12 protein-coding genes are annotated in these 25,180 nt (G+C 38.6%); 9 read left to right on the forward strand and 3 right to left on the reverse strand.

Features of this window, described 5'->3' with window-relative positions; genetic code table 11:
- Window positions 1–51 precede the first annotated feature (51 nt).
- Window positions 52–2,520, reverse strand: a complete 2,469-nt coding sequence (locus tag QZL88_RS19710) for a glycoside hydrolase family 95 protein (RefSeq protein ID WP_296944359.1) — start codon at window positions 2,518–2,520, stop codon at window positions 52–54.
- 411 nt (window positions 2,521–2,931) lie between these two features.
- Here QZL88_RS19710 and QZL88_RS19715 point away from each other — a divergent pair, with 411 nt between their 5' ends.
- Window positions 2,932–3,804, forward strand: coding sequence for an AraC family transcriptional regulator (locus tag QZL88_RS19715; RefSeq protein WP_296944362.1), 873 nt, complete (start codon window positions 2,932–2,934; stop codon window positions 3,802–3,804).
- A 16-nt stretch (window positions 3,805–3,820) separates the two neighbouring features.
- Here QZL88_RS19715 and QZL88_RS19720 read toward each other — a convergent pair whose 3' ends face one another.
- The gene (locus QZL88_RS19720) at window positions 3,821–5,389 is read right to left on the reverse strand and encodes a sodium/solute symporter (RefSeq protein WP_296944365.1); all 1,569 of its coding nucleotides are present in this window, start codon (window positions 5,387–5,389) and stop codon (window positions 3,821–3,823) included.
- 428 nt (window positions 5,390–5,817) lie between these two features.
- On the opposite strand from QZL88_RS19720, the gene QZL88_RS19725 reads away from it, so the two are divergent.
- From QZL88_RS19725 to QZL88_RS19760, 8 genes are all read left to right on the forward strand, one after another.
- Window positions 5,818–8,154 (forward strand): glycoside hydrolase family 3 N-terminal domain-containing protein, encoded by a 2,337-nt coding sequence (locus tag QZL88_RS19725; RefSeq protein ID WP_296944368.1) that lies wholly within the window; start codon window positions 5,818–5,820, stop codon window positions 8,152–8,154.
- A gap of 25 nt (window positions 8,155–8,179) precedes the next feature.
- Window positions 8,180–11,263 carry a TonB-dependent receptor gene (locus QZL88_RS19730; protein WP_296944371.1) on the forward strand — a complete coding sequence of 1,028 codons (3,084 nt, stop codon included), beginning with the start codon at window positions 8,180–8,182 and terminating at the stop codon, window positions 11,261–11,263.
- 11 nt (window positions 11,264–11,274) lie between these two features.
- Window positions 11,275–12,774: a RagB/SusD family nutrient uptake outer membrane protein gene (locus QZL88_RS19735; protein WP_296944373.1), complete on the forward strand. Its 1,500-nt coding sequence runs from the start codon at window positions 11,275–11,277 to the stop codon at window positions 12,772–12,774.
- A gap of 5 nt (window positions 12,775–12,779) precedes the next feature.
- Complete coding sequence (locus tag QZL88_RS19740; RefSeq protein ID WP_296944375.1) at window positions 12,780–13,742, forward strand: hypothetical protein; 963 nt, start codon at window positions 12,780–12,782, stop codon at window positions 13,740–13,742.
- A gap of 17 nt (window positions 13,743–13,759) precedes the next feature.
- The gene (locus tag QZL88_RS19745; RefSeq protein ID WP_296944378.1) at window positions 13,760–15,265 is read left to right on the forward strand and encodes a hypothetical protein; all 1,506 of its coding nucleotides are present in this window, start codon (window positions 13,760–13,762) and stop codon (window positions 15,263–15,265) included.
- Window positions 15,266–15,360: 95 nt separating this feature from the next.
- Window positions 15,361–17,721 carry a hypothetical protein gene (locus QZL88_RS19750; RefSeq protein WP_296944381.1) on the forward strand — a complete coding sequence of 787 codons (2,361 nt, stop codon included), beginning with the start codon at window positions 15,361–15,363 and terminating at the stop codon, window positions 17,719–17,721.
- Window positions 17,722–17,797: 76 nt separating this feature from the next.
- Window positions 17,798–19,324 (forward strand): sialate O-acetylesterase, encoded by a 1,527-nt coding sequence (locus QZL88_RS19755; protein WP_296944384.1) that lies wholly within the window; start codon window positions 17,798–17,800, stop codon window positions 19,322–19,324.
- 140 nt (window positions 19,325–19,464) lie between these two features.
- A complete protein-coding gene (locus QZL88_RS19760; RefSeq protein ID WP_363927845.1) occupies window positions 19,465–22,056 on the forward strand; it encodes a glycoside hydrolase family 2 protein in 2,592 nt (863 codons plus the stop codon).
- A 190-nt stretch (window positions 22,057–22,246) separates the two neighbouring features.
- On the opposite strand, the gene QZL88_RS19765 is transcribed toward QZL88_RS19760, so the two are convergent.
- The gene (locus tag QZL88_RS19765) at window positions 22,247–25,135 is read right to left on the reverse strand and encodes a fimbrial protein (RefSeq protein WP_296944391.1); all 2,889 of its coding nucleotides are present in this window, start codon (window positions 25,133–25,135) and stop codon (window positions 22,247–22,249) included.
- Between the last annotated feature and the right edge of the window lie 45 nt (window positions 25,136–25,180).

The following is a 25,180-nucleotide window of genomic DNA, read 5'->3' on the forward strand; positions in this document are numbered from 1 at the left end:
GAACCTAAAACAAAGATAGCTTCGTTTTAGGTTCTTCATCAATATCTTTTACTATTTTATAGTTACAATATATATGATTCCTTTTTGAGTCTCAAAGGTATTTAAATAATATTTTCCGTCAAAAGTTTGTTTTGCTATATTCCCATTAATCTCTACGGGTACAGATGTTCTGAGCGTACATTTTTTATCCATGTTTGATTTTATGACAGCCTTTTCCAGCACATTATTTTTCCATTTGATATCTATCTCAAAATTGCCTCTGGCTTTAATTCCCTTTATCTCCCCCTCGGTCCATGCATCAGGCAGCGCAGGCAACAGATGAATTTCGTTCAGATGGCTTTGCAGTAACATTTCAATAAATCCGGCAGTAGCACCGAAGTTTCCATCGATTTGAAATGGAGGGTGGGCATCGAAGAAGTTCGGGTAAGTCCCCCCGGTGTTACTACCACCTTCTTCCACATATTTCATAATTTCGCGGATCATTTTATAAGCATGATTACCATCCAGTAATCTGGCTGCAAAATTTATTTTCCATCCTTTACTCCATCCGGTGCCCTCATCACCCCTTATCTCGAATGTCCGCTGGCAGGCATCCGCCAAATCGGGAGTGATAAGCGGGGAAATCTGACGTCCCGGATGCAAACCGAACAAATGAGAAATATGGCGATGATGAGGATCCTGGTCTTTATAATCCTTACTCCACTCCTGTAATTGTCCCTGCGAACCTATCTTATAAGGCAATAGCTTATCCCGTTTTTTGATGAGCAGTTCTCTGAACTTTTTATCAAAGTTCAAATCCACAGAAGCCTCTATCAGATTGGTAAACAAATCGCGGATAATCGCTATATCCATCGTAGCCCCTTCAGTAACCGAATAATGCTTCCCATCAGCAGCAATAAAAGCCGCCTCGGGAGAAGTCGAAGGAGAGGTAATCAGATATCCGTCTTTCTCAATGAGCCAGTCCAGACAGAATAAGGCCGCCTCTTTCATTACCGGATATGCCTTGCTTCTGAGAAAATCTTTATCCCCCGTAAACCGATAATGTTCCCAAAGATGCAGACACAGCCAGTTTCCACCCATATACCAATTCGCCCAATTAGGATCCCCATCCCCCCTGTCTCCCACCGCATTACTCAGTCCCCATATATCCGTATTATGGTGGGCAACCCAACCTTTCGCCCTATAATACTCCAGAGCAGTAACTTTACCTGTTTTAGAAATATTCTGTATAAATTGCAGTAAAGGCATATGCATTTCCGAAAGATTTGCAATTTCGGCCGGCCAGTAATTCATTTGAGTATTTATGTTGATCGTATAATTAGAACTCCAAGGCGGGCGGAACTCCTTGTTCCATAGCCCCTGCAAATTAGCCGCGGATCCACCCGGGCGAGACGCCGATATCAGCAGATAACGTCCGTATTGAAAAAACAAAGCTTCCAGTTCAGGATCATAATTACCATACGAATAAAGTTTGAGTCTCATATCCGAAGGAAGCTTACGATTAACATCCCCTGTTACGGACGTATTCGGCAAACAGAACGATACCCGGTTGAAATATTTCTGATAATCATTAATATGATCAGTTTTCATGTCGTCATACCCTTTATCCAGTACATGTGCGATATACGATTCGGATATGCGCTTCTCATCCTTACCTTCCCTATCCGGACATTTGTCAAACCCATTGAAGCTAGTGGCCGCCGAGAGGATAATAGTAACCGAAGTCGCATCCTTTATCATCATCCCCTTATCATCAGCAATAATTTGCCCGTCTTGCGACCTGGCTTGCACCACACTCTGGAACCTCATGCCATTGCAACCCGCAGTATCGGTTTGCTCTATCGGATTCCTACCCGGTTTATTATAATAATTGGGATCTACGCGGGCCGGAGCCTTTCCCCTGAGAACGATCCGGTTCTTTCCGTCAGAGGATAGTGTACTCGCCAATTGGCTATTGAGCGATACCTCCAAATTGATTGCTCCGGGTTTACTTGCAGTAATATGTACAATCAATACACTATCAGGAGCCGAAGTAAATACCTCACGGATATATTTTACCCCATTTACATCGAACTCAGTAGTTGCTATCGCCTTTACCATATCCAATGTACGCCGGTAATTCTTTATCCGCCTGTTCTCCTGATAAGTCTGTTTTATATGAAGATCCCCTAAAGGTAAGAAGCTTTCCCCGTAATATCCCTGCATCTTTTTACAGAGTTCGTTTGCCAGTTTATAATCACCTTTAGCCAGAGCCTCTCTGATGGGCTGTAAGTGTTTATATGCTTCAGGGTTTACACTTTTCTTTTGCGGGCCGCCGGACCATAATGTACCCTCATTTAGTTGAATAAGCTCATTGTCAACACCCCCGAAGATCATAGCTCCGATAAAGCCATTCCCTACCGGGAGGGCTTCAGTCCATTTGTCGGCAGGCTTGTCATACCATAGCTGAAGCTTATCCTGGGCATATGCACCTACACTAATAAATAAAGAAAGAATAACAAAACAGAATCTACTTTTCATTTAATATTATATTGTAATTATTAAAAACGATCGGTTACTTATTGTATAACTAGAAGACTTATCGGCAATAGAAATATTCTTTTATGGCGAAGTTTATAATTAATTTTCCATCTCTAAGTAAAATTAATCCTTTTCCGGCATCAGACAATGCGTAAGTAGCGAAACTTAATGTTTTTCTTTCCTTTTTTTGCGATCTACAAATCTTTATATAACTTGCCATCGTTTTTTTGTTAGGTTAACCGGATAAATTAAAAGTATCGCCTCGTATTTATTTGGATAATGATCTTACTGCTTATAAGGTTTGTTCGCTGGCTAAACAAAATTGTATTTCACCGAAAAGTATATCTCATTTCAGTCTCTTGATTTGAAATAGCTTCTGTAGAGAAGATTTATTTAATAAAAAAAGTCCCTATGTTTGATATTATAAAAGAAACAACACCATTACAAAGCGAAGATCTCTTTGCTCTTTTCAGATATGGACAGGCTAAATTTGATTATCCGTTACATATTCATTCCGAGTTTGAGATCAATATGGTTTGTAATACCAGTGGCAAAAGAGTTATTGGTGATTCGATAGAACCTTTTGGAGAACTTGATGTAATTTTGGTCGGGCCTAATTTACCTCATCTATGGAAGGCTCCCACTACAGAAGCCACTACTGTTATAACCATCTATTTTCACGACCTGATCGTAAATTCCTTTTTATTAAACAAAAAAATGTTTACCCCTATCAAGGAAATGTTGATGCGGTCGAATCGAGGGTTAGATTTCTCTTATGAGACAAAAGCACGGATCAAGGACCGCTTATTCCTTCTGAGCCAATCTCATGGGTTTAATACGGGTCTCGATTTCTTTTCTATTCTTTACGAATTGGCAACTTCCCCCGGACAACGTACCTTGGCAAGTCCATCTTATGATGTTAACAGCATTAAAGTTGAATCTAAAAGTCGCCGTATTTCTGATATTTGTAAATATATAGAAGACAACTATAAGGAAAACATCTCTATGAAAGATATTGCAAAGAGAATAAATATGTCCGAATCAGCTTTTAGCCACTTCTTTAAAAAGCGTACCAGTAGAAGTTTCGTAGAATATGTGAACGAAGTTCGTATAGGGAAAGCCACTAAAATGCTGATGGAGACAACACACAGCGTGTCCGAAATAAGTTATCTGTGCGGATTTAATAATCTATCGAATTTCAATAAGATGTTTAAAAAAATAACACAGCAAACTCCAACGGAATATCGTATTTCGCTACATCAGATGATAAAACGGAATTTTTAGAAAGATTTAAGTTTGCTCAACTGAAAATAGTCCAAATAGCTACTACCATTAATAATAAGATGGCAGACCAAAACAGGTAGCTCTTATAATAGCATTTTTTCAGATCGTTAATATCTTTCATAAAAGACGACATTGTAAATACCAAGCCATCGGTCTTTTCCTTTGGTGCTGCGGATGAGAAACGGCTGACTAGATATATTATAGATGAGCTTACAATAAAAACAAGCGGTACTACCAATAAAAAATGTATATCACCTACAATAGAAGTCTTGAAAAATAATAAGAGGATAGCAATAATACTTCCCGCTATAAGTCCTGAAAAAGCTCCGTTGGCATTAATCCGCTTATTAAATATACCTAAGAGAAAAACCGCGACTATTGGCGGCGAAAGGTAAGAGAGCATTTCCTGATAATACTTCAATAATGATCCGAATTTACCTATCTGTGGGGCCCATATGGTGGCGATAATAATTACAACTAAAGATGTGATTTTCCCAACAATAACCAGTTTTTTCGAATCTGCTGTTTTATTAAAATGATTGTAAAAATCCATCGTGAAAAGTGTTGATGTAGCATTAAGAATAGATCCTATAGCCGACAATAATGCAGCCAACATTGCAACTAATATAACGGCAAAGAATCCTGTTGGTAGCAATTTGACAATCATTGTCGGATAAACTAAATCCGGATTAGTCAAATCCGGAAATATATATTTAGCCATTATACCTGACATTGTTATTACGAACATAATAATCATTGTTAACAAACCGGTAAGCATAAGGCCCTTTCTCCCTTCATCTACACTTTTTGCACTCAACACCCTCTGTACCATAGATTGATTATTGGCCCAATAGTATATTCCCAATATAGGCATTCCTACAATCAATCCGAGCCAAGGTGTAGATAGGTCGTCTAACGGACGTATGAGGTTTAACATCTGATCTTTAGAGTTATATAATTCTGCCAGATATTCATTTCCTTGCTGAAAACAAAAAATAGCAAGTATCAATGCTCCTATAATCAATATAACCGCCTGGATCAGCTCTGTTTTTATAACAGAAGATAAGCCTCCGGGAATAGTATATGATGCCGCAATAGCAGCAAAAACAATAATAATCAGCTGCATGTCGGCAGACGGATATATTAGTTTTATAATAAGTGCTCCGGCGTATAAGGCTCCGGCAGCATCAAGAAAAATATTACCGAGAATACATATTGCCGAAAAATAAAAACGGGATCTTTTGTCAAAACGTTTTTCAAGAAATTCGGGGATAGTATATATCTTAGACTTAATATATAGAGGCAACAGGAAAACTGCAAAAAGAATCATAACAATCACTCCTACCAAGTTGTAGTTATACACTGATATACCCGTGTGGTATGCATCTCCCGATTGTCCGATCAGTGTTGTACTTGATATACTTGCAGTAAATAAAGAAAAACCGACTATCCACCAAGGTGTGGAGCGGGCGGCTAAAAAGTATGACTGGGAATCGGAGTTTTTTCCATTTCTTAATCCCCACCAGATAAAAAAAGCGATCGATAAAAATATTATGATAATATCAATTAAGGCAAAGGATAGCATATTGTATCAGATTTATTCAGAGACAAAGCTAAATATTTTTTTTATATCAAATTTCCTTTCGTTCGAAATTATAAGATGATACATTTAAGTATCAATGCTATGTTTATCTTGTATAAATTGTAAGATTACTACCTCGGTATTTGGCGTAGTTTATTTATATACAGATTGTTATTTCGGATATCTGACCTTCAGTATCTTATTTATTAGTCTTTGCTATCTGAATAAAAGTTATAGAGTGATTCAAAAAAACATTAGCAATTCATATTAAATCATCATGTTTGAGTGTGATATTTAATCTTTTGTTTATCAGTGTTTTATTGACTGTTTTCAATAAAATGACTCAAATGATACTAATATATGAGCAAAAAAGCATCAGTTATTAACATATTTGATGTATACTTTTACGACATGAACAAATAACATTAATAATGAAAAGAATAAAATGTCTATATTTTTTACTTATTGTAACCAACATGTATATAAATGCCAGTATTAGTGGAACTGATATCTTTACTAAAGATAAAGAATATCAAAATACAGAGAATAGAATAAAAGAAATTCTTATAAGAATGACTTTAGACGAGAAAATAGGGCAGATGACCCAAATTAACCTTGATGTTATAGGGAAAGGCAAGGATATATACACAAGCTTTCTACCATACGAATTTGATGAAGATATGTTTGAATCCGTAATGGGAAAATACAAAGTTGGCTCTATTCTAAATACAGCTTCGGTAACAGCAATGTCATTAGATGACTGGGAAAGAATTATCGCCCGCTTGCAGAAAAAAGCAATTAAGGAGACCGGAATCCCCATTATATACGGCATTGATGCCATACATGGAGCTACTTATACAATAGGTGCAACACTTCTCCCTCAAGCTATAACTATGGGTGCGACATTTAACCGTCAGCTTGTATATGAGAGTGCTAAAATATGTGCTTATGAAACTAAAGCAAGCAATATCCCGTGGAATTTTTCCCCTATACTTGATTTAGGGCGCGACCCCAGATGGCCCCGCCAATGGGAAACTTATGGTGAAGATTCTTATCTGATATCTGAAATGGGTAAAGAGATGACGCGAGGTTATCAGGGAGAAGGCTCTGATATAGGAAAGGATCATGTCGCAGCATGTCTGAAGCATTACTTAGGATACAGTGTTCCGGCTTCGGGAAAAGACAGGACGCCTGCAATTATATCGGAGCATGAACTAAGAGAAAAGCATTTTTATCCATTTGCCCAATCTATAAAAGAAGGAGCTTTATCCGTTATGCTTAATTCGGCTACAATCAATGGCGTGCCTGTTCACGCAAATAAGACATTCGTTACACAATGGCTTAAAGAAGAACTAAACTGGGATGGAGTTGTAGTTACTGACTGGGCGGATATCGATAATATTTGGCTTAGGGACAAAGTCGCCGAAACCAGAAAAGATGCTATCAGAATGTCTATCAATGCAGGAGTGGATATGGCAATGGTACCCAATGACTGTTCCTATTGTGATTTGCTCCGGGAATTAGTAAATGAAGGTTTGGTCTCTGAAGAACGGATTGATGATGCTGTTGCGCGCATATTAAGATTAAAATTCCGTTTGGATCTTTTCGAAAAACCGTATTGGTCTCATACAGAATATCCTGATTTTAGCAGTACAAAATTCAAACAGACATCTTATGATGCAGCTTCGGAAGGTATCACTTTGTTGAAAAATAAAAATAATATTTTACCATTACACAGGGATACCAAAATACTAGTATGTGGTCCTAATGCCAATTCTATGCGTACCCTTAACGGTGGATGGTCTTATTCGTGGCAGGGGAATAAGGTCGACTCGCTTATGCCTGATGGTACAACCATACTGAAAGGGATATGTGATAGGTTTGGAGAAAAAAATATAAAATATGTACCCGGAGTTACATATAGTATGAACGGAAAATATTGGGAAGAAAATGAACCAGACATCGAAGCAGCAGTAAAGGCCGCATCAGATATAGATTATATAATATTATGTTTGGGTGAAAATTCTTATTGTGAAACACCGGGAAATCTGGACGACCTTTATCTTTCCGAAAATCAACAACAACTGGTCAAAGCATTGTCTAAAACAGGAAAACCGATTATCCTTATCCTCAACGAAGGCCGGCCTCGTATTATATCAAAAATAGAACCTTTGGCCGAAGCGGTTATACAAACATTCCTACCCGGCTCGGAGGGAGGCAAGGCTTTAGCTGATATTCTTATAGGAGAAGTTAATCCGAGTGGAAAACTTCCGTATACTTATCCTAAATATCCGAATGCTCTTACAACATATGATCATAAACCGGCCGAAAGTATGGATAAAATGCAAGGAGTATATGATTATGATGCCATTGTCTCGGTACAATGGGCCTTTGGTTATGGATTGAGCTATACAACATACGAATATTCCAATCTGAGAATAGATAAAACTTCTTTCGGTGCAGATGATGTAATCCGTATAAACATAGATGTCAAGAATACAGGACAAATGGGAGGTAAAGAGTCTGTTTTGCTGTTTGTCAATGATATGGTGGCAAGTATCACTCCGGATGTAAGACGTTTAAGAAAGTTCGATAAGGTATCGCTTAATCCGGGGGAAATAAAAACTGTTTCTTTTTCCTTATTAGCCAAAGAATTAGCTTTTGTTAATCTGAGTGGAAAATATATGATAGAGGCCGGAGACTTTAATGTACAGATCGGCTCTTTAGCAAAAACTATTAAATGCACAGAAAATCATGAATATAAATAATAATTGATAGAACCTTAAAAATGCTATGATGAAAAAAAAATTAAGTTATTTTAATCGCTACTGCTTAATTTTGTTATTGCTACTATCATCAGCAATACATGCCCAAAATAATGCAGTAAGAGGTGTCGTAAAAACAACATCGGGAGAAACTCTTATCGGAGTTTCGGTTGTCATAAAAGGCACAGGAACAGGATCTATAACTGATGAAAACGGAAATTTTTCCATCCAGGCTTCACGTCGGGATACATTGGCGGTCACATATGTTGGTTACATACCCCAAAGTATACCTGTAAAAAGTGAGTATATGGAAATCGTACTTGAAGAAAACACAATAGTACTGGATAATATTGTGGTAATAGGTTACGGTAGTGTAAAGAAGAGTGATCTTACAGGTTCTGTTGCCACTGTAAAAATGGATGATCTGAAAGATATTCCGGCCAATTCTATTGAGAACTTGTTGCAAGGCCGTTCTGCCGGATTACAGGTCATTAATACTTCCCAGGATCCGGGGGCCGGAGCAACGGTACGTATACGTGGAGGAAGTTCGTTACGCGGGTCTAATTCACCACTGCTTGTAGTAGATGGGTTCCCTTTGGGAGATGCAGGTAATCTCAAACAGATAAATACAGCCGATATTACATCGATCGAGGTATTAAAGGATGCTTCAGCATCTTCCATTTATGGTTCCCGGGGAGCCAACGGTGTTATTATAGTAACCACCAAAAAAGCAAAAAAAGGTGTTACAACGGTAAATGTTAAGCAACAAGTTGTAATATCTCAGTTTGCCTCTGAATTTATACAATGGACTAATCCTGCCTTAATGGCACAGCTGGATAATGAGGCAAAGATAAATGGAGGAATAGCTCCTTTATATATCGGAGCCGTCAATTCTACTGGAATTTATTATCCATCAGTAAAGGAAATTGAAGATGGTACATGGCCTTTTTATACAGATTGGACGAAAGAAGTTTTTCGTAATACACCCATGCAGTCCATAACCTCAGCATCCGTTAATAGTTCAAGTGAAAAAACATCCTATAATCTTAGTGCAAGTTATCTCGATCAGGATGGTGTATTTATCAAAGATGATTATGGAAAGGGAACAGCCAGCCTGAATCTAAAACATGAATTTAGTAAAAGTTTTAGTATCAGTACGATAAATAATATGTCGAAAGACTGGAGGAATAATAATACCGGACTGTCCTACTGGCGTAATCCTTTGTGGCCGGTATATAATGATGATGGGAGCTATTTTCTTGCAGGCAATGCGGATTACGATCATCCGATAGCCTGGACAAATCATAAAAAGAACAAATCGGAGGGAACAGATTTTATTTCGTCATGGATATTCGACTGGCAAATATATAAAGACCTGAACATAAAGTCACATATAAATTATAAATATGGAGAATCTTTATCAGACAGATTCGATCCCGATAAATATACCGAGAACGGGACAAACAATAAAGGTGCTGCATATATTGATAACTGGAAGGGTAATAATTATACAGTCGAAACTTATCTTACCTATGACAAAGAGTTCCTAAAAAAACATAAGTTGAATGCAATGCTTGGACACTCTTATGAATATACCATTGCCCGCACTTCAAACCTGGAATCATATGATTTCAAAAACGGCGCACTGGCTAATGAGAATATGGGAGCCGGAAACCCCGAATTAAACAGGCATCGTAACGGGCAAACCAAGACGAAACTACTTTCGTATATGGGACGTCTCAACTATACATATAACGATCGGTATCTGCTGACACTGACTATGCGCGCCGATGGTTCGTCCAAGTTCAGTGAAAATCATAAATGGGCTTATTTCCCATCAGGAGCAATAAGCTGGAAAATGCATCACGAGGATTTTATTAAGAATCTGAACATATTTGATGAACTTAAGTGGAGATTTAGCTATGGTATTTCAGGCAATCAGGGTATTTCTCCATATCAGACCCTAAGTCGTTATGGGATCGAGAACTTCTATAACGAAGGTACATGGAATACAGCCATAGGGCCGGGGTATGTAATTGGTTATACCGGAGTAGGTGGACGATATAAAGCTTGGGGAGGAATTCCTAATAAAGATTTGAAATGGGAAACCACTTCTCAATATAATATCGGGGTAGATATGGCATTTCTCAATCATAGGTTAAGGGTAACTGCCGATTATTATGATAAGCGGACAAAAGATTTGCTGCGTGAACGATATTTACCGTTGAGTTCAGGATATGACAGAATGTGGGTAAACGATGGAGAAATCGGAAATAAAGGGATAGAAGTAACTATAGATGCCGATATTATAGATACAAAAGACTGGGGATTTTCGGGTACATTTATTTTCTCAAAAAATAAAAATAAAGTTATTAGCCTAGGAAATGCTGTCAGTGCAGGTCTCAGCACAGACTATCTTACCGGAATACAGTATGAATATTATGGAAACGGAGTTGATCCTTTCCGAGAGACATCACCTAACATCTTGGCGGTAGGTCTGCCTGTGAATGTGTTTTATGGTTATAAAGTAAACGGCATATTGCAATCAGATAAAGAAGGTGCGGCAGCAGGGTTAATCGGAGCAGAGGCCAAAGCCGGAGAATATCATTATCTGGATCTGAGTCAGGACGGAGTCTTTGACACAAATGACAGGACAATTATAGGCGACCCTAATCCCGATTTTATGGCTAGTTTGAATCTAAGGTTCAGGTATAAACAATTCGATGCAAGTGTATTTTTCAATGGAGTATTTGGGAACGATGTATTGTGGAGCGGAATGTATAATTCGGCAAAATATGTACCATTGAGATGGACGCCGGATAATCCAACAAACACATACCCGAGTGCCCGTCAGGGAAGACTTTATTATGCATCAGACTGGTTTGTAAAAGATGGGTCGTTCCTGAGAATACAAAATCTGAATCTGGGATACAATTTTAGTTCATCAAAGATTAAATGGCTGAAAAATGTACGGTTATACCTCAATGCAGAAAACTTATACACATTCACCAAGTTTGAAGGATATGATCCTGAAGTAGGCTTAGATGGCCGTTATTCCGGTGGATATCCCAAACTGAGAAAATATACTATCGGTCTTGACATTACATTCTAAAAAGAACCATCATGAAAACAAAAATATTATCATTAATTATAGTCTGTTTTGGATTTATCGGCTGTGACCTGACAGAGGAACCATATGGATTTTATTCAGAAGATAATTTCTATAAAACAGCCGATGATGCACAAACTGCATTATTCTATGCTTATAACGCCTTTACATACAACGAATATGTGCGGGCTATATTCTATATCAATGAACTAGCGACCGAGACTTGCGATGTAAAAGGAGAAGAAGGATTTGGCTCACAGGAGATAAATCGCTGGGATTATTCTTTATTTAAAGAAAATGAGCAGCTGGAACTCTATTTTAAGTATTGCTATCTAGCTATTAACCGCGCCAATGCAGTTATCGAAAATGTACAGGAGAGCCCTATAAACGAGGATGTTAAAAAGCGGATTATGGGGGAGGCATACTTCCTCAGGGCCTGGAACTACTATAATCTGGCTCAGACATTTGGCCTTGTGCCACTTCAGAAAGAGATGATAAAAACAGCAGAGCAAACGACTCCGTTTATGGCAAACAGCATGGATGAATTGTATAATTTCATAATAGAAGATTGCAAAATAGCTGAAGAAAAATTGAATATTAACAGATCGGTGGGATGTGCAGATAAAATTGCAGCTCAGTCATTACTGGCAAAAGCCTATCTTTCGATAGCTTCATCGAAAGAAAGTAATGTTCCGTATTATAAAGGCATGGCAAGAGATGTCGCACAAATGTATGATAGTGCGTCATATTGGGCACATAAAGTATTGTATGATCAGACTGAATATAGACTCGATCCTGATCTTTTGAACATCTACAATACCCGGAATCCGGACGGATTGGAGCATATATTTATTATGTCTATGGACAAATCGGGTATAGAAGAGGGTAATTTTTCTTCCATTGATAAGATGTTCATACCTTATAAAAACGGGACAAGCCTCTGGTTTAAAAACCCTGACGGAACTTTTACCAAATCTACAAATATGGGTTGGGGGGTATTTACTACAACAAATCATTTTGCCAATACTTATGCTAATAACGATTTGCGAAAGACAGTGTTGATGAGCAAGCTTTATTATATAAAAGAGGACGGATCGGCCTGGGAAGATAATGACACATATATTACCCGGAAATTTATAGATCCTGATTTTGTAGGAGTGAAGTCAAGCACGCGTCCTTTTCTTATTCGCTTCTCTGATATAGCATTGGCTTATGCAGAAGCTCAAGGGCCTACATCCGAGGGCTATACATGGCTAAATAAGATACGGTCGAGAGCCGGTCTGGATGACGCGCCCGAGTCGATGAATGTTAAGGCTTTCCGAGATTATGTAGTTGATGAGAGAGCGTTTGAATTGGCGTTTGAAGGAAAACGTCTTCACGATCTACGCAGGAAAGCCATTGTTACGGCAAAAGATCCGAGAGCAGCGGCATCAGGTATAACCGAAGACCAGGCTGCGTTTTATCCGATACCTCAAAAAGAAATTGATTTGAATCCCAATATACCTAAAAACTAATAGTCATGAAGCTACTTAAAATATTGATATTTATATTTATACCATTCTTGCTCTTTTCATGTAAAGAGGATATAATGAAAGATATAGAAGACGGCAGTTGGAATAATGAACGCAGCATTGTCAGTATAAGTTTCGAACATCAGGTTGGAACTGCAACTATAAAACGTGACAAGAATAATGATGGAATCGTTTCCTTTATGTTCAATGAGAGTGCAGGCAATAAATCGTCTGTAAAGATTAAAGATATCGAACTTTCTTATGGAGCAACAGCAGATACTCACCCCGGAGATATTCTGAATTTTGATAATGCAACAAATAGTGCTCAAATAACTGTTACTGCCGAATCGGGGCAAAAACGTACATGGGAAATAACTTATATTCCATTTTCTGATGAACTAATAGGAACATGGAAAATAACAACATTGTCTGTTTATGGTGGTGCATGGCCTGAATATGGCGGAGCAGGATACTATAATGATATTGCCGAAAGAAGTTGGAACTGGGAATATGGCGGAAGCGGCCCTGTAGCCGAATACGATAATACACTGACTTTTACATTAGAGGGTATTACTGAGGCAGGTGACACTTACGGGAAACTGATAAATGATGCAGGGGCAGATGGAAAATATGCTAATTTCATATTTATCGATGATCCCGACGGAGCAAGAACTCCTATCGACATCAATTACAATTACCGAAAGATTCCGAAAGGTGAAAGCACATGGAAACGCAATTCGCAGCAGGGAACAATAACTTTTACCGCTGCAGATAACAGTACTGCAACAGGACGTTTTGTCGGATCGGGTCAAGAAGTACTTGATGATTATGGAAACTCTATGACGGTAACAGATAAAGCCTTTACTTTCGAATATCAACCTACATACATATGGATAGACATATACAAAGACAGGGAGAGACTAGTTGAAAACCTTAAAAGATTCTGGATACAGGTAAAAAAGATTGATTAATTAAAATGAAAGACATAATGAAAAAGAAAATCAACAATATACTAATCATGCTTCTTTTGTCAGTACTAGTGAGTGCATGTGAAGATATAGATGTAAAAACAACAACAAATATCAATAACGATATTGTTATAACCACCAACCAGTCTAAGGCTTCTCCTTTCGTTGGCATAGGGCCACAGTGGGGAGGATATGACAATGTCCAGAAATGGATCGGGGCAGAAACATTGAATAATGATGACTGGAACAAATTATTTAAGCGTGTGGAATTTCTTCGTCCGGGGCTCATCCGTATTATGGCTTCTCAGGGATGGAATTACATGGTGGATGGAGCCTATGATCCTCAAAAGAGTGCAGGTATTCTTTTCAAAATATTGGATTTCTGCCAAAACCAAAAGATAAGTGTTATGTTTGGAGAATGGGGCGAACGAGCATTGGATGGACAACAAGTTGACACTGGCTGGCTCGACAATGCCACAGATTTTTTAGATTACCTGATTAATACAAAAGGATATACCTGTATAAAATATTACAATATGTGTAACGAGCCGGCAGGAGATTGGTCTTCTATCGGCGGGAATTATGATCTGTGGCAAAGAACCTATGTGGAAATATTGGCACGTTTGGAAACAAAGGGGTTAAATTCTAAAGTCACTGTTATTGCTCCTGATGTTGCCATTTGGAACGATACAAGTCTTTCCGATTGGATTACGCGTCCAATTCAGTATTTTGGAGACAAGATAGGCGCCTTCGATATACATTCTTATCCTACCGATGACCAGGTGAAAGGCGGAAACTATAAAAAAGTAATTGCCGCTTACCGGGATCTTGTTCCGGATAATAAAGACATGATAATGGGGGAACTTGGCTTCAAGTACAACGCCAATTCCGATTTGGGTAAGGAAAATCTGGAAAGAATCGCCAATGACAAATTTGCAGGAGATGATTCTCAGATGATGGTCTATGATGCCTTTTATGGAGTAGATGTTGCAGATGCCATTATTCAGAATATGGATGCCGGATACAATGGAGTCATTTTATGGAATATGGATGATGCGATGTATGACGATGGCACAGATAAGCTAAAGCGCTGGGGCTTTTGGAATATACTGGGTGAGGAAAAATTTGAAAGTGTGAAAGATGAGGAGATTCGTCCGTGGTTTTATCCGATATCTTTAATGTGCCGCTATTTTCCACAAGGAGCAACAATCTTTAAAGCCCAATTGCCCAATAAAAAGGGAATACAGGCAATTGCAGCTATGAAGGATGGGAAATATACGATAGCTATAGCTAATTCTCATGCAGTAAGTTATGATTTGAACCTCAAGATGGATGCCGGTCTAACTCTATCAAACGCTAATTGCTATAGTTATGTGGCTGGAGATGGAGCCGAATTTGAAGGAAAGACAGATACAGATGGTTTTGCTGTACCATATACTAAAGAAACAATCGACTTCAGTAAAGGAAAAACATTTCCGCTGACAATGAAAGGATATTCTTTTGTTCTGATTACAAATATGGATTAAAATAACTTATGCGGAACTTTTAAGCAGGGGAGGGGAGGCTAATAGTTCTCCTCCCCTAATATCACAATACTATAATTTAAAAAAATCTATTTACTATGAATATATACAAATCCTTAAGTCTCCTTATACTTATATTTATGCTATTCTCATGTAAAGATGATATAATTGATAAAGGAAATTCAGATAAAAATATTATAAACATAACATTTGAGAACCAGATAGGAAATCCAATTTTTTCAGATAACAGCAATGTTATTAAGATAATGTTTAATCAGTTTACAGAAGGTAAATCGAAAATAAAATTAAAAAATCTGGAACTCGCTGCTGGAGTATTTGCTAACATATCTGTAGGAGATGAGATCAGTATTGGTGATGAATCCAATAGCACATCGTTAGAGGTTACTTCTGAATCGGGAATAAAGCAAACCTGGATTGTCAATTTTGTGCCTTTTTCGGAGGAACTTGTCGGTACATGGCGTATAACAACACTTTCGGTATATGGCGGAGCATGGCCCGAATATAACAGCTCGGCTGCTTATAGTAGTATGACAGACAGAAGTTGGAACTGGAAGACTGACGGTACAGGCCCTGTTGCCGAATATGATAACACGTTGACATTTACACTGGAAGGTATAAGCGAATCGGGTGATCCATACGGAAAAGTAATAAACAGTGCCGGTGCAGATGGTAAATTTGCTGACTTCATCTTTATGGACAATCCTAATGAAGCTGCCTCTCCTATCGATGTTAACTACCATTACAGGAAAATCCCACGCGGAGAAAGTAGTTGGAAGCGGAATATAGCAAATGGGACAATAACTTTTACCGCTGCAGATCAAAGTACAACTATAGGGTTCTTTGTTGGCCCGGGAACAGAGATTCTTGATCAGAATTCCAGTATTACCATTTCAGACCGGGCTTTTACATTCGATTTACAACCGACATATATATGGCTCGATATTTATAAAGACAGAGAACGCTTTGTCGAAAATGCAAAAAAATATTGGATACAAGTAACAAAAACAACTGGTTCTGTTGACTTAGAAGATGATATTGTAGTTACAACAGCCAGATCTAAAGCATCACCATTTGTTGGTATTGGCCCACAATGGGGAGGTTATGATAATGTTGAAAAATGGACTGGATCACCATCGTTAAGTAATGATGATTGGAATAAACTATTCCAACGTGTTCAGTTCTTGCGTCCTGGTCTTGTGCGTATTATGACTTCACAGGGGTGGAACTATATGGTAGATGGGGTGTATAATCCACAAAAGAGTGCCGGAATACTTTTCAAAATATTGGATTTCTGTGAAGCTCAGGGTATAAGTGTCATGTATGGTGAATGGGGCGAAGCTGCTCTTCCGGGACAGCAGGTGGATACGGCATGGCTCAACAGGGCTACAGATTTTCTGGGCTATCTCATCAATACCAAAGGGTATACTTGCCTCAAGTATTATAATATGTGTAACGAACCTGCTGGCAGTTGGTCATCTATAGGGAACGATTATGGACTGTGGCAAAGAACGTATCAAACGATGTTTTCTTTCCTCGAAGCCAAAGGATTGAGTTCGAAAATAGACATTATAGCACCGGATGTAGCTGTATGGAACGATACTAGCTTGAGTTACTGGCTTACTTGGGCAATGGATCATTTCGGCAGCAAAATAGATGCTTATGATATACATACTTATCCGACCGATGAGCAAGTAAAAGGAGGAAGCTATAAGAATGTAATTGCTGCATATCGTAATTTAGTGCCTGAAAATCAGCATATGATTATGGGCGAACTCGGGTACAAATACGACCCTAATACTTATCTGGGACAACAGAATCTGCAGCGGATTGCCAACGATCCTCATGCAAGTGATGATTCTAATATGATGATATATGACGCATTTTACGGGGCGGATATGGCTGATGCTGTTATTCAGAATATGGATGCCGGATATAATGGAATAATATTGTGGAATATGGATGATGCCATGTATGATAATGGAGATAACAAACTTAAACGCTGGGGATTCTGGAATATTCTTGGAGATGAAAGGTTCGGAGGTTTGGCAGACGAAGCCATAAGGCCTTGGTTTTACCCAATGTCTTTACTTTGCCGTTACTTTCCGCAAGGATCGACTATATATAAAACCCAAGTGCCCGATAAACAGGGTTTGCATGCTATAGGTGGTATGAAAAACGGAAAGTATACAATCGCAATAGCCAATTCCCATACCGAAACATATTCTGTAAATCTCAAAATGGATGCAGGTATAATATTAACCAATGCAAAATGGTATAAGTATGAAGCAGGGAGCGGCTCACAATTTACAGGACCAACAGACAATAATGGTTTTGCTGTAGCATATAATCAGCAAACGACGGATTTCAGCAATAACAGGTCTGTCCAATTAACCATACCTGCAAAATCGTTTTTACTGATTACGGACTTCGAATATTAGTAGGATTAATATATTCTTCTTCAGAATAAGAATAAAAGTTTTGTAAGTTTTATTATTTTTCACTTAATGATAAAAAATGAATAATATCAATAATGTATTTAGAAAAACCCTGACCGCTCTACTTATAATTTGTTTGTTATCCTGTTCGGATGATAATGTAAGTGCAGAAACCGGGAAGAATGAAGATTTTGTGAGCAAATCGATTGTAGAAGTTTATAATAATCTGCAATCCAGTATGGTGCTCCAACAAAACAGTAAATTTATAATATCAGGAAAGGGTACCCCTTATCAGCCCATCAGAATAAATTGCAGTTGGGAAGGGACAACCCAATATTACACTTTTAAGGTATCGGCAAATGGTTCCTGGTCGCAGCAAATAGCTATACCCTCAGGGAATTTTGATAAGCAGACGATCATTGTAGAAGGAAAAGAAAAAGTTATTTTTTCAGATATATTGATTGGTGAAGTATGGCTTTGTTCGGGGCAGTCTAACATGTGGTATCCACTGAAAGACATTGAGAATGGGCCTAATGAAGTAAAAGATGCAGCTAATTATCCGAACATTCGTTTTCTGAATATGGCACAAGTGCAATCAAATCAGCCTGTAGATAACTATACGGCCCGATGGCAGGTTTGTTCGCCGTCATCTGCAGAATGGTTTAGTGGCGTAGGCTATTTCTTCGGAAAGAAATTGTTGCAAGAATTAAAAGTACCTATAGGTCTCATTAATGCCAGTTGGGGAGACACAACAGCTGAAGTATGGGCCGAGAGGAATGCTGTATTAAGTAATCCGCTGGTAAAAGAAGATGCCCTTAAAAACGATGAAAGGCCGAGAGCAGATCCAAATTCACCATATAAAATAGGTTCGGCATATAATGCGATGATATATCCTGTCAGGTCTATCCCGGTAGCAGGAGTTATATGGTACCAGGGCGAAGCTAATATGGACTATCTGGATTACTATCCTCATTTATTATCTGTTTTGGCGAATAGCTGGCGACAGTTATGGAATGTTACGGCAGACAATATGCCTTTTTATATATCTCAGATCTGCCCATATAAAAGAGAATTTGACTATATCACTAATTATGCAAATCCGGCGACACGGTTTGCTCAACAAAAAGCTTCTACCTCAATACCAAATAGTGGCGTTATCTGCAACGATGATATTGCAGACCTAAACGATATTCATCCTAAGAACAAACAAGATGTAGGGCTACGGTTTGCTTTTCTGGCTTTAGCAGATAAATATAAAAAGGCAGAGTTTGCAAATAAGAAAAGCCCTGTTTTTAATAAATATACTATTCAAGACGGAAAGATTTTAGTTGAGTTTAAATATGCAGATGAAGGTTTAAAAACAAGGGACGGAGCAGAGCCTGCAATGTTTGAAATCGCTGGGGCAGACAGGGTATTTTATCCTGCAAGTGCTGTTTTGAACGGAAACAAAGTGGAGTTGGTATCTCCTATGGTTGCAAGTCCTGTAGCAGCACGTTTAGGGTGGAGTTATACAAAGACAACAAATCTGATAAGTAAATTTGGACTACCAGTCAGTGTTTTTAAAACTTACGACTGGAAAGATGAGGCGGAAGAAGTCTTTAATTGATAATAGGTGAAACAGGTATGAACTGCCGGGGAAGAGGGCAGAATAAGTTGATATACCCTTTTCCCTGAGCAGTTTTTATTCTTAAAATATGTATGTTATTCAGTCTGGTATTTGAAATAACCAATTAAAAGCAGAAATTGATGAAGATAAAAAGGGAAATGAAAGTAATAATTTTGATTATGAGTACCATATTCAGTCTAAGTAGCATCCATGCATCTTCTGTACAGACAGAGATTAAGTGCGGCTGGAAGTTTAAGCAGGCAAGATTAAATAACTGGTATCCGGCTACTGTGCCGGGAGTAGTTCATACCGATCTAATAAACAACGGTATATTAGATGATCCTTTTTTTCGTCTTAATGAAAGAGGGGCGCAATGGGTCGATAAGGAAGATTGGATTTATGAAACGAAATTCGATCTGGATGATGAAACCTTCAATAAGGAAAATATTGATTTATATTTTAAAGGATTGGATACTTATGCGGACATTTATTTGAATGAAAATAAAATATTGGAAACCAATAATATGTTTCGGGAGTGGCGTATAGATGTTAAAAATATAATAAAGCAAAAAGACAATCATCTCAGGATTTATTTTCATTCACCGATTAAGGTTGATTTACCAAAGTGGGAGGCTTTACCTTTTCGTTACGAGGCAGCAAACGACCAATCGGAAAACGGTGGACTTTTCGATAAGAAAGTAAGTGTTTTTGCTCGTAAAGCCGGTTATCACTATGGCTGGGATTGGGGACCGAGATTGGTAACTTCAGGTATCTGGCGTCCGGTCTTTGTAGAAGCATGGGATGGACTTCGTATCGACAATGTTCATTATATACAAAGAAATGTATCATCGAAAAATGCCGATATCGAAACCGTGTTGGAAATAATAGGGGATAAAGAAATTGTTTCAGCTAAAGTGAAAATAACAGATGAGCAATCGGGCAAAATATTAGCCTCGACAGTTATAGATATACACAAAGGACTGAATAAGGTAAGGGTCGGTTTCTCTATGAAGAATCCTGAACTATGGTGGTCGAATGGATTAGGTGAGCCACATTTGTACACATTTAAAGCAAGTATTGAGGTTAACAATACCACGATTGACCGTAAAAGCGAAAAAATAGGAATACGATCTGTGAAATTGGTAAGGCAGCCGGATAAATTTGGTAAAAGTTTCTATTTTGAACTGAATGGCATCCCTGTTTTTTCGAAAGGGGCAAATTATATTCCCTGTGATATTTTTCTTCCGAGGGTAACAAGGGAGATTTACAAGAAAACAATACTGGATGCAGTAGATGCTAATATGAACATGCTGAGAGTATGGGGTGGAGGAATATATGAAGATGATTATTTCTATGAATTATGTGATAAATATGGCATTATGGTTTGGCAGGATTTCATGTTTGCATGTAGCCTGTATCCGGCAGAAGGCGAACTGTTGGAAAATATAAAACAAGAAGCAATCGACAATGTAAAAAGATTAAGGAATCATCCCTCCATTGCTATCTGGTGCGGAAATAACGAATGTCTCGATGCTTGGGAAATATGGGGATGGAAACGGAATTATACCACTAAGGATCCTAGGATTGCAGATAAAATATGGAAACAATTTTATGATCAGTATTTTATAGTCTTACCCGAGGTTGTAAAAGAATATGACCCTATGGCAAGCTATACACCATCTTCTCCTTTTACCGATATAGATGGACGCAGGGATCATACAGACGGAGATATGCACTATTGGGATACATGGCAAAAGGGACTTCCTATCAGTACATACAATAATGAGAAAAGTCGTTATTTCAGTGAGTATGGATTCCAGTCTTTCCCCGAATGGGCTACAGTTCTGTCCTATGCCCCAGAGGAAAAGGATTGGAATATAACATCTGAGGTGATGATGTCTCATCAGAGAGGAGGTAGTAGTGCGAACCTGATAATAGAGAAATGTCTGACCAATGAGTATGGAACGCCAAAAGATTTCCAATCGTTTCTCTATCTCAGTCAGTTGTTACAGGGAGATGCTATGAAAATAGCCATGGAGGCTCATCGTAGAGATATGGGATATTGTATGGGAACCCTATTCTGGCAGCATAACGATTGCTGGCCGGTAGCTTCGTGGGCTAGCCGTGATTATTACGGACGTTGGAAAGCTCAGCATTATTTTACACGTGAAGCATTCCGGGATATACTTGTTTCGCCGATAGCAAATGGAGAAAAGCTGGAAATATATGCTGTTTCGGACAGACTTAAGAATACGGCAGGAAAACTTTATATTTCTGTTTTGACTTTGGATGGAAAGGTTATTTCCGAAATAAATAAGTCCTTGAATATATCTGCTAATGCAAGTACAATGGTTTATTCGGAAACAATTGATAAACTGATTAAAAATATAGCAAGAAAAGATGTGGTAATTGTGGCAGAGTTTATTGATAATAATAACAGACGATACACTAATAATTATTTTCTGTTGAACCAAAAGGAAATTAATCTGCCAAAAGCAAATATTATATCTGACGTGCGGGTAGTAGATAAAGGATTTGAAATCACATTAAACTGTGATAAGTTTGCAAGAGCGGTATATTTGTCAGTTGATGGATTGGATAATTTCTTCGGAGACAATTATTTTGATTTGCTTCCTAATAAGGAGAAATCGATCAAAGTTCAATCCGGACTATCACTTGCTGACTTCAAAAAACAACTGAAGATTGTTTCTTTTACAGATGCATTTCAATAATTTATCCTCAAAGCAATATTATCTATTCATTTAGGTCGTATTATTTAGTATCAATTGGGTATCAGAGTCGCTAAAAATGGAATCCGCTGGTTGTCGCAACCCGCGGGATTCCATAAGCACGAATTCTACAAAACTACGCAATAGATCTCTACGACCTAAACTTATATAAACTTGATAGTATGCTTGCTTGTTATTCGTCGTCTACGACACAGCGAACAGAAAAGCCAAGTTGGCGTAGGAGTTTATAATTTGGTGTTATAAAATTGTTGTTAGCAAAGGTCATACCATAGCTATCTGTCCCATCCGCGGACGAAGACCAATACATTCCATTTGTACCGATTTGAACCAGACTAGGGTCCCGGTATCCCGAAGCCGGAAAAAATGGTGAGCCTATACCCGCCTTATTATATCCCCGGTCGAAAATTTGAATACCAAAAGGTTCTGCAGAGGTGTAGCTTACAAATGGCCCAACAATTGTATAACTGGATACATCATTAAACTCGTTCGAAGTAGGCATACGCCATTTTTTACCCTGAGGTGCCCAGCCTTTTTGCGTCAGGTATCGGCAAATGTCACCGACACCGGTCGCTTCATTCGTTATTTCGTATAAATATGCACGGTCGAGATTTGTTTTTCCGGAAGGAAAGTTGCTGTTTACATTGGCAGTTGCATAAGGGATACCGGACCATGCAATATTTGATGTTGTTCCGCCAGCAGGAGGAAATAGCTCTGTTGCTAAAGAATAGACACCTACAGGTGAAATGCCGTATAAGCTTCCTGCCTGAAAATATACACCCTGATAAGTCTTGTGAGTAGTAACCCCTACATCGTCAAAGGTCAAATGTCCTAAAGTGGAATCGTAATAAATATTGCTTCCTGCCCAGCCCTTATGAGCTTTAGGATAATATTCATTGATTATATTCAAGACAAGGGTTACATCATTGAATTTCTTCGGAGAGTCGGGACTTTCAAAAACAACGTTTATCTGTCCAGCCATACTTACTACATTACTCACAACTCTGAAACTAACCGGAGTGCCTGTTCCCGTATTGGTACTACCAACAGTTCCCACCTTTAGATTATCAGACGCCTGCAGATTCAAAAGCGAGCCGCTTCCTGTTGTTATATTCTCAGTGATGGATTTGATTCGCCAGTCTGCATTGCTTCTCACATTAAAGGTATAAGTATTTCCGTTAGTCCAGTACGAAGAGTTGACGTTGCTGAATACAAGATTATATGCTGATTGCCGTAAGAAGACACTTTCAGTCATATTATTGGTTCCGTTGGATACCGTAAAGTCTATTTTTGATACTTTTACCAGAAATGGGTCTGTTAGAAGTTCGGCATCAGTAATAGCAGTGGGCTGGACGGTGAATACTTTTTCGCCCAAAGGATCACTTATGACCGACTGCAAGCCGGAGGAAGGTAAACCTGAAGATCCGTCTAATGAAAGGCCTGCATTACCTATGACATAGTTATTTGCGGTAACAGAAGAGGTTACAGGACTCCATTTCATCTTGAATTGCTGGGTTGCAGGTAATGTATTTATGGATGCCGCAAATATCAATTCATTAATGCTCTTGGTCCCGGCTACATTCTTTATGCTCAAAGCAAGCGACATGTTGATGTTTTGTGTCACCTTGACTATATAGGTAAGGCGTCCGGCCTTCAGATGTATAAAACCAATACGGACTGTACTGCTAGTATTTTCAGTCAGGCTAAGTTTTACATTAGTAGTAACGCCTGTGGCTCCTGACGAAATCGCACTTCCGGATGTGGATAACAATCCCAGCCAGCTGATGTTATTCCCTTCGGTATCTACTATTTTATCAACATTCCAGCCGGAAGGGTTATCTGTACTCACCGCGAGGCTGTTGCCTTCGCTGGTAGCTATATGAATATCGCGAGGTAACGTAAATTCACTCTGGGATACTCCTAGCATATACTGTCCGTCAAAGACGACATCGGAGAGTTGTGCATCATTCCATTCAATAACTTCTGCTTTTATATTCACCGGCCGGGAATTGAAGGCGTCTGTTGGTGTAGCCAGCCCGGAACCGCTTATTTCAGAAATATTTACTTTATAGTGGTGATTTCGTAGTAACGCCAAGTAGGTGGTAGTGCCTGAAGACGTCAGGGTAAAATCGATCCTGTAATATGTAGGTTGGCTATCGCCCGTATAAGTTCCACCCATAACCAGGCAGGTATTGTCCTGTAATGAAGATGAACTTCCGGCTGATGCCTCGAAGGTATAAATCTCTCCTATACTCGAAACACCGGGTGTTGTAATGGCATCCCCTTCATATACCAGCGGATTTTGTGCCGGATTAGCCGGTTTCTGAGCCGAGATCGGGATTGATGCTGCTGTTACTTTATTTTGCAATGCATTCCAGTTTGAATCAGCAGGAGCAACCCTGCCTTTGTTATTATAGTTATAGAGGCGTATACTTTCCAGTGTAAATTTGCTTGTGGCATCGGTATGAATAAGCGCTACATCTATCTTGGAGACCATACGAGCCAGATTTACCGGATTACTGGCAGGAGTGCTGTTATTGACCGTGAGCGATGTTATCTCCCCCCACATCGGTATGGGGATGTATCCTGTGGATGCTGGGTCGGTATTCCATTTACCTGAGTTTTCCAGCAACAATTTTTCCAAGACTGAAGATTTAGCCTCTCCATTACTGATACTACCCAAAGCATTAGCCAGGCTTTGGCGGGCATTAGCCAGAATCACTATATTGTAGGTTCCTTCCGGAATCTTTACTGTGAAAGTCTTGATCTTGCTGTCTGTCGGGTTTGTATTTATAACATTGCTATATAAAGGTTGATAAGTATATTTACCATCTGTGTCGAATAACAAAATTTCTATACTTTGCACATTATCTTCATCTTCTTCGTCCATAGAGGACTTAAGTCCGGATGAACCCGGAACTATCACAGAGAACAGCATTTCCGTATCATTAATATTTCCAACCTGTACATCTTCTGTATCGCGGCAAGCGGAGCAAAAGAAGATTAGAAATATACCCCAAACGGGTATAGTCCGGTATATAATTGATTTGATGATTACTCTCATATTTTATCGCTTATAATGCATTGTATAATTCTTTTCATTTCTATT

It is taken from the genome of uncultured Dysgonomonas sp. (genome assembly GCF_900079725.1).
In the GTDB taxonomy this organism is placed as follows: Bacteria; Bacteroidota; Bacteroidia; order Bacteroidales; family Dysgonomonadaceae; genus Dysgonomonas.

Coding starts and splice junctions, on each gene's coding strand:
- QZL88_RS19710 (WP_296944359.1), bottom strand. CDS start 2,520: ATGAAAAGTAGATTCTGTTTTGTTATTCTTTCTTTATTTATTAGTGTA.
- QZL88_RS19715 (WP_296944362.1), top strand. CDS start 2,932: ATGTTTGATATTATAAAAGAAACAACACCATTACAAAGCGAAGATCTC.
- QZL88_RS19720 (WP_296944365.1), bottom strand. CDS start 5,389: ATGCTATCCTTTGCCTTAATTGATATTATCATAATATTTTTATCGATC.
- QZL88_RS19725 (WP_296944368.1), top strand. CDS start 5,818: ATGAAAAGAATAAAATGTCTATATTTTTTACTTATTGTAACCAACATG.
- QZL88_RS19730 (WP_296944371.1), top strand. CDS start 8,180: ATGATGAAAAAAAAATTAAGTTATTTTAATCGCTACTGCTTAATTTTG.
- QZL88_RS19735 (WP_296944373.1), top strand. CDS start 11,275: ATGAAAACAAAAATATTATCATTAATTATAGTCTGTTTTGGATTTATC.
- QZL88_RS19740 (WP_296944375.1), top strand. CDS start 12,780: ATGAAGCTACTTAAAATATTGATATTTATATTTATACCATTCTTGCTC.
- QZL88_RS19745 (WP_296944378.1), top strand. CDS start 13,760: ATGAAAAAGAAAATCAACAATATACTAATCATGCTTCTTTTGTCAGTA.
- QZL88_RS19750 (WP_296944381.1), top strand. CDS start 15,361: ATGAATATATACAAATCCTTAAGTCTCCTTATACTTATATTTATGCTA.
- QZL88_RS19755 (WP_296944384.1), top strand. CDS start 17,798: ATGAATAATATCAATAATGTATTTAGAAAAACCCTGACCGCTCTACTT.
- QZL88_RS19760 (WP_363927845.1), top strand. CDS start 19,465: ATGAAGATAAAAAGGGAAATGAAAGTAATAATTTTGATTATGAGTACC.
- QZL88_RS19765 (WP_296944391.1), bottom strand. CDS start 25,135: ATGAGAGTAATCATCAAATCAATTATATACCGGACTATACCCGTTTGG.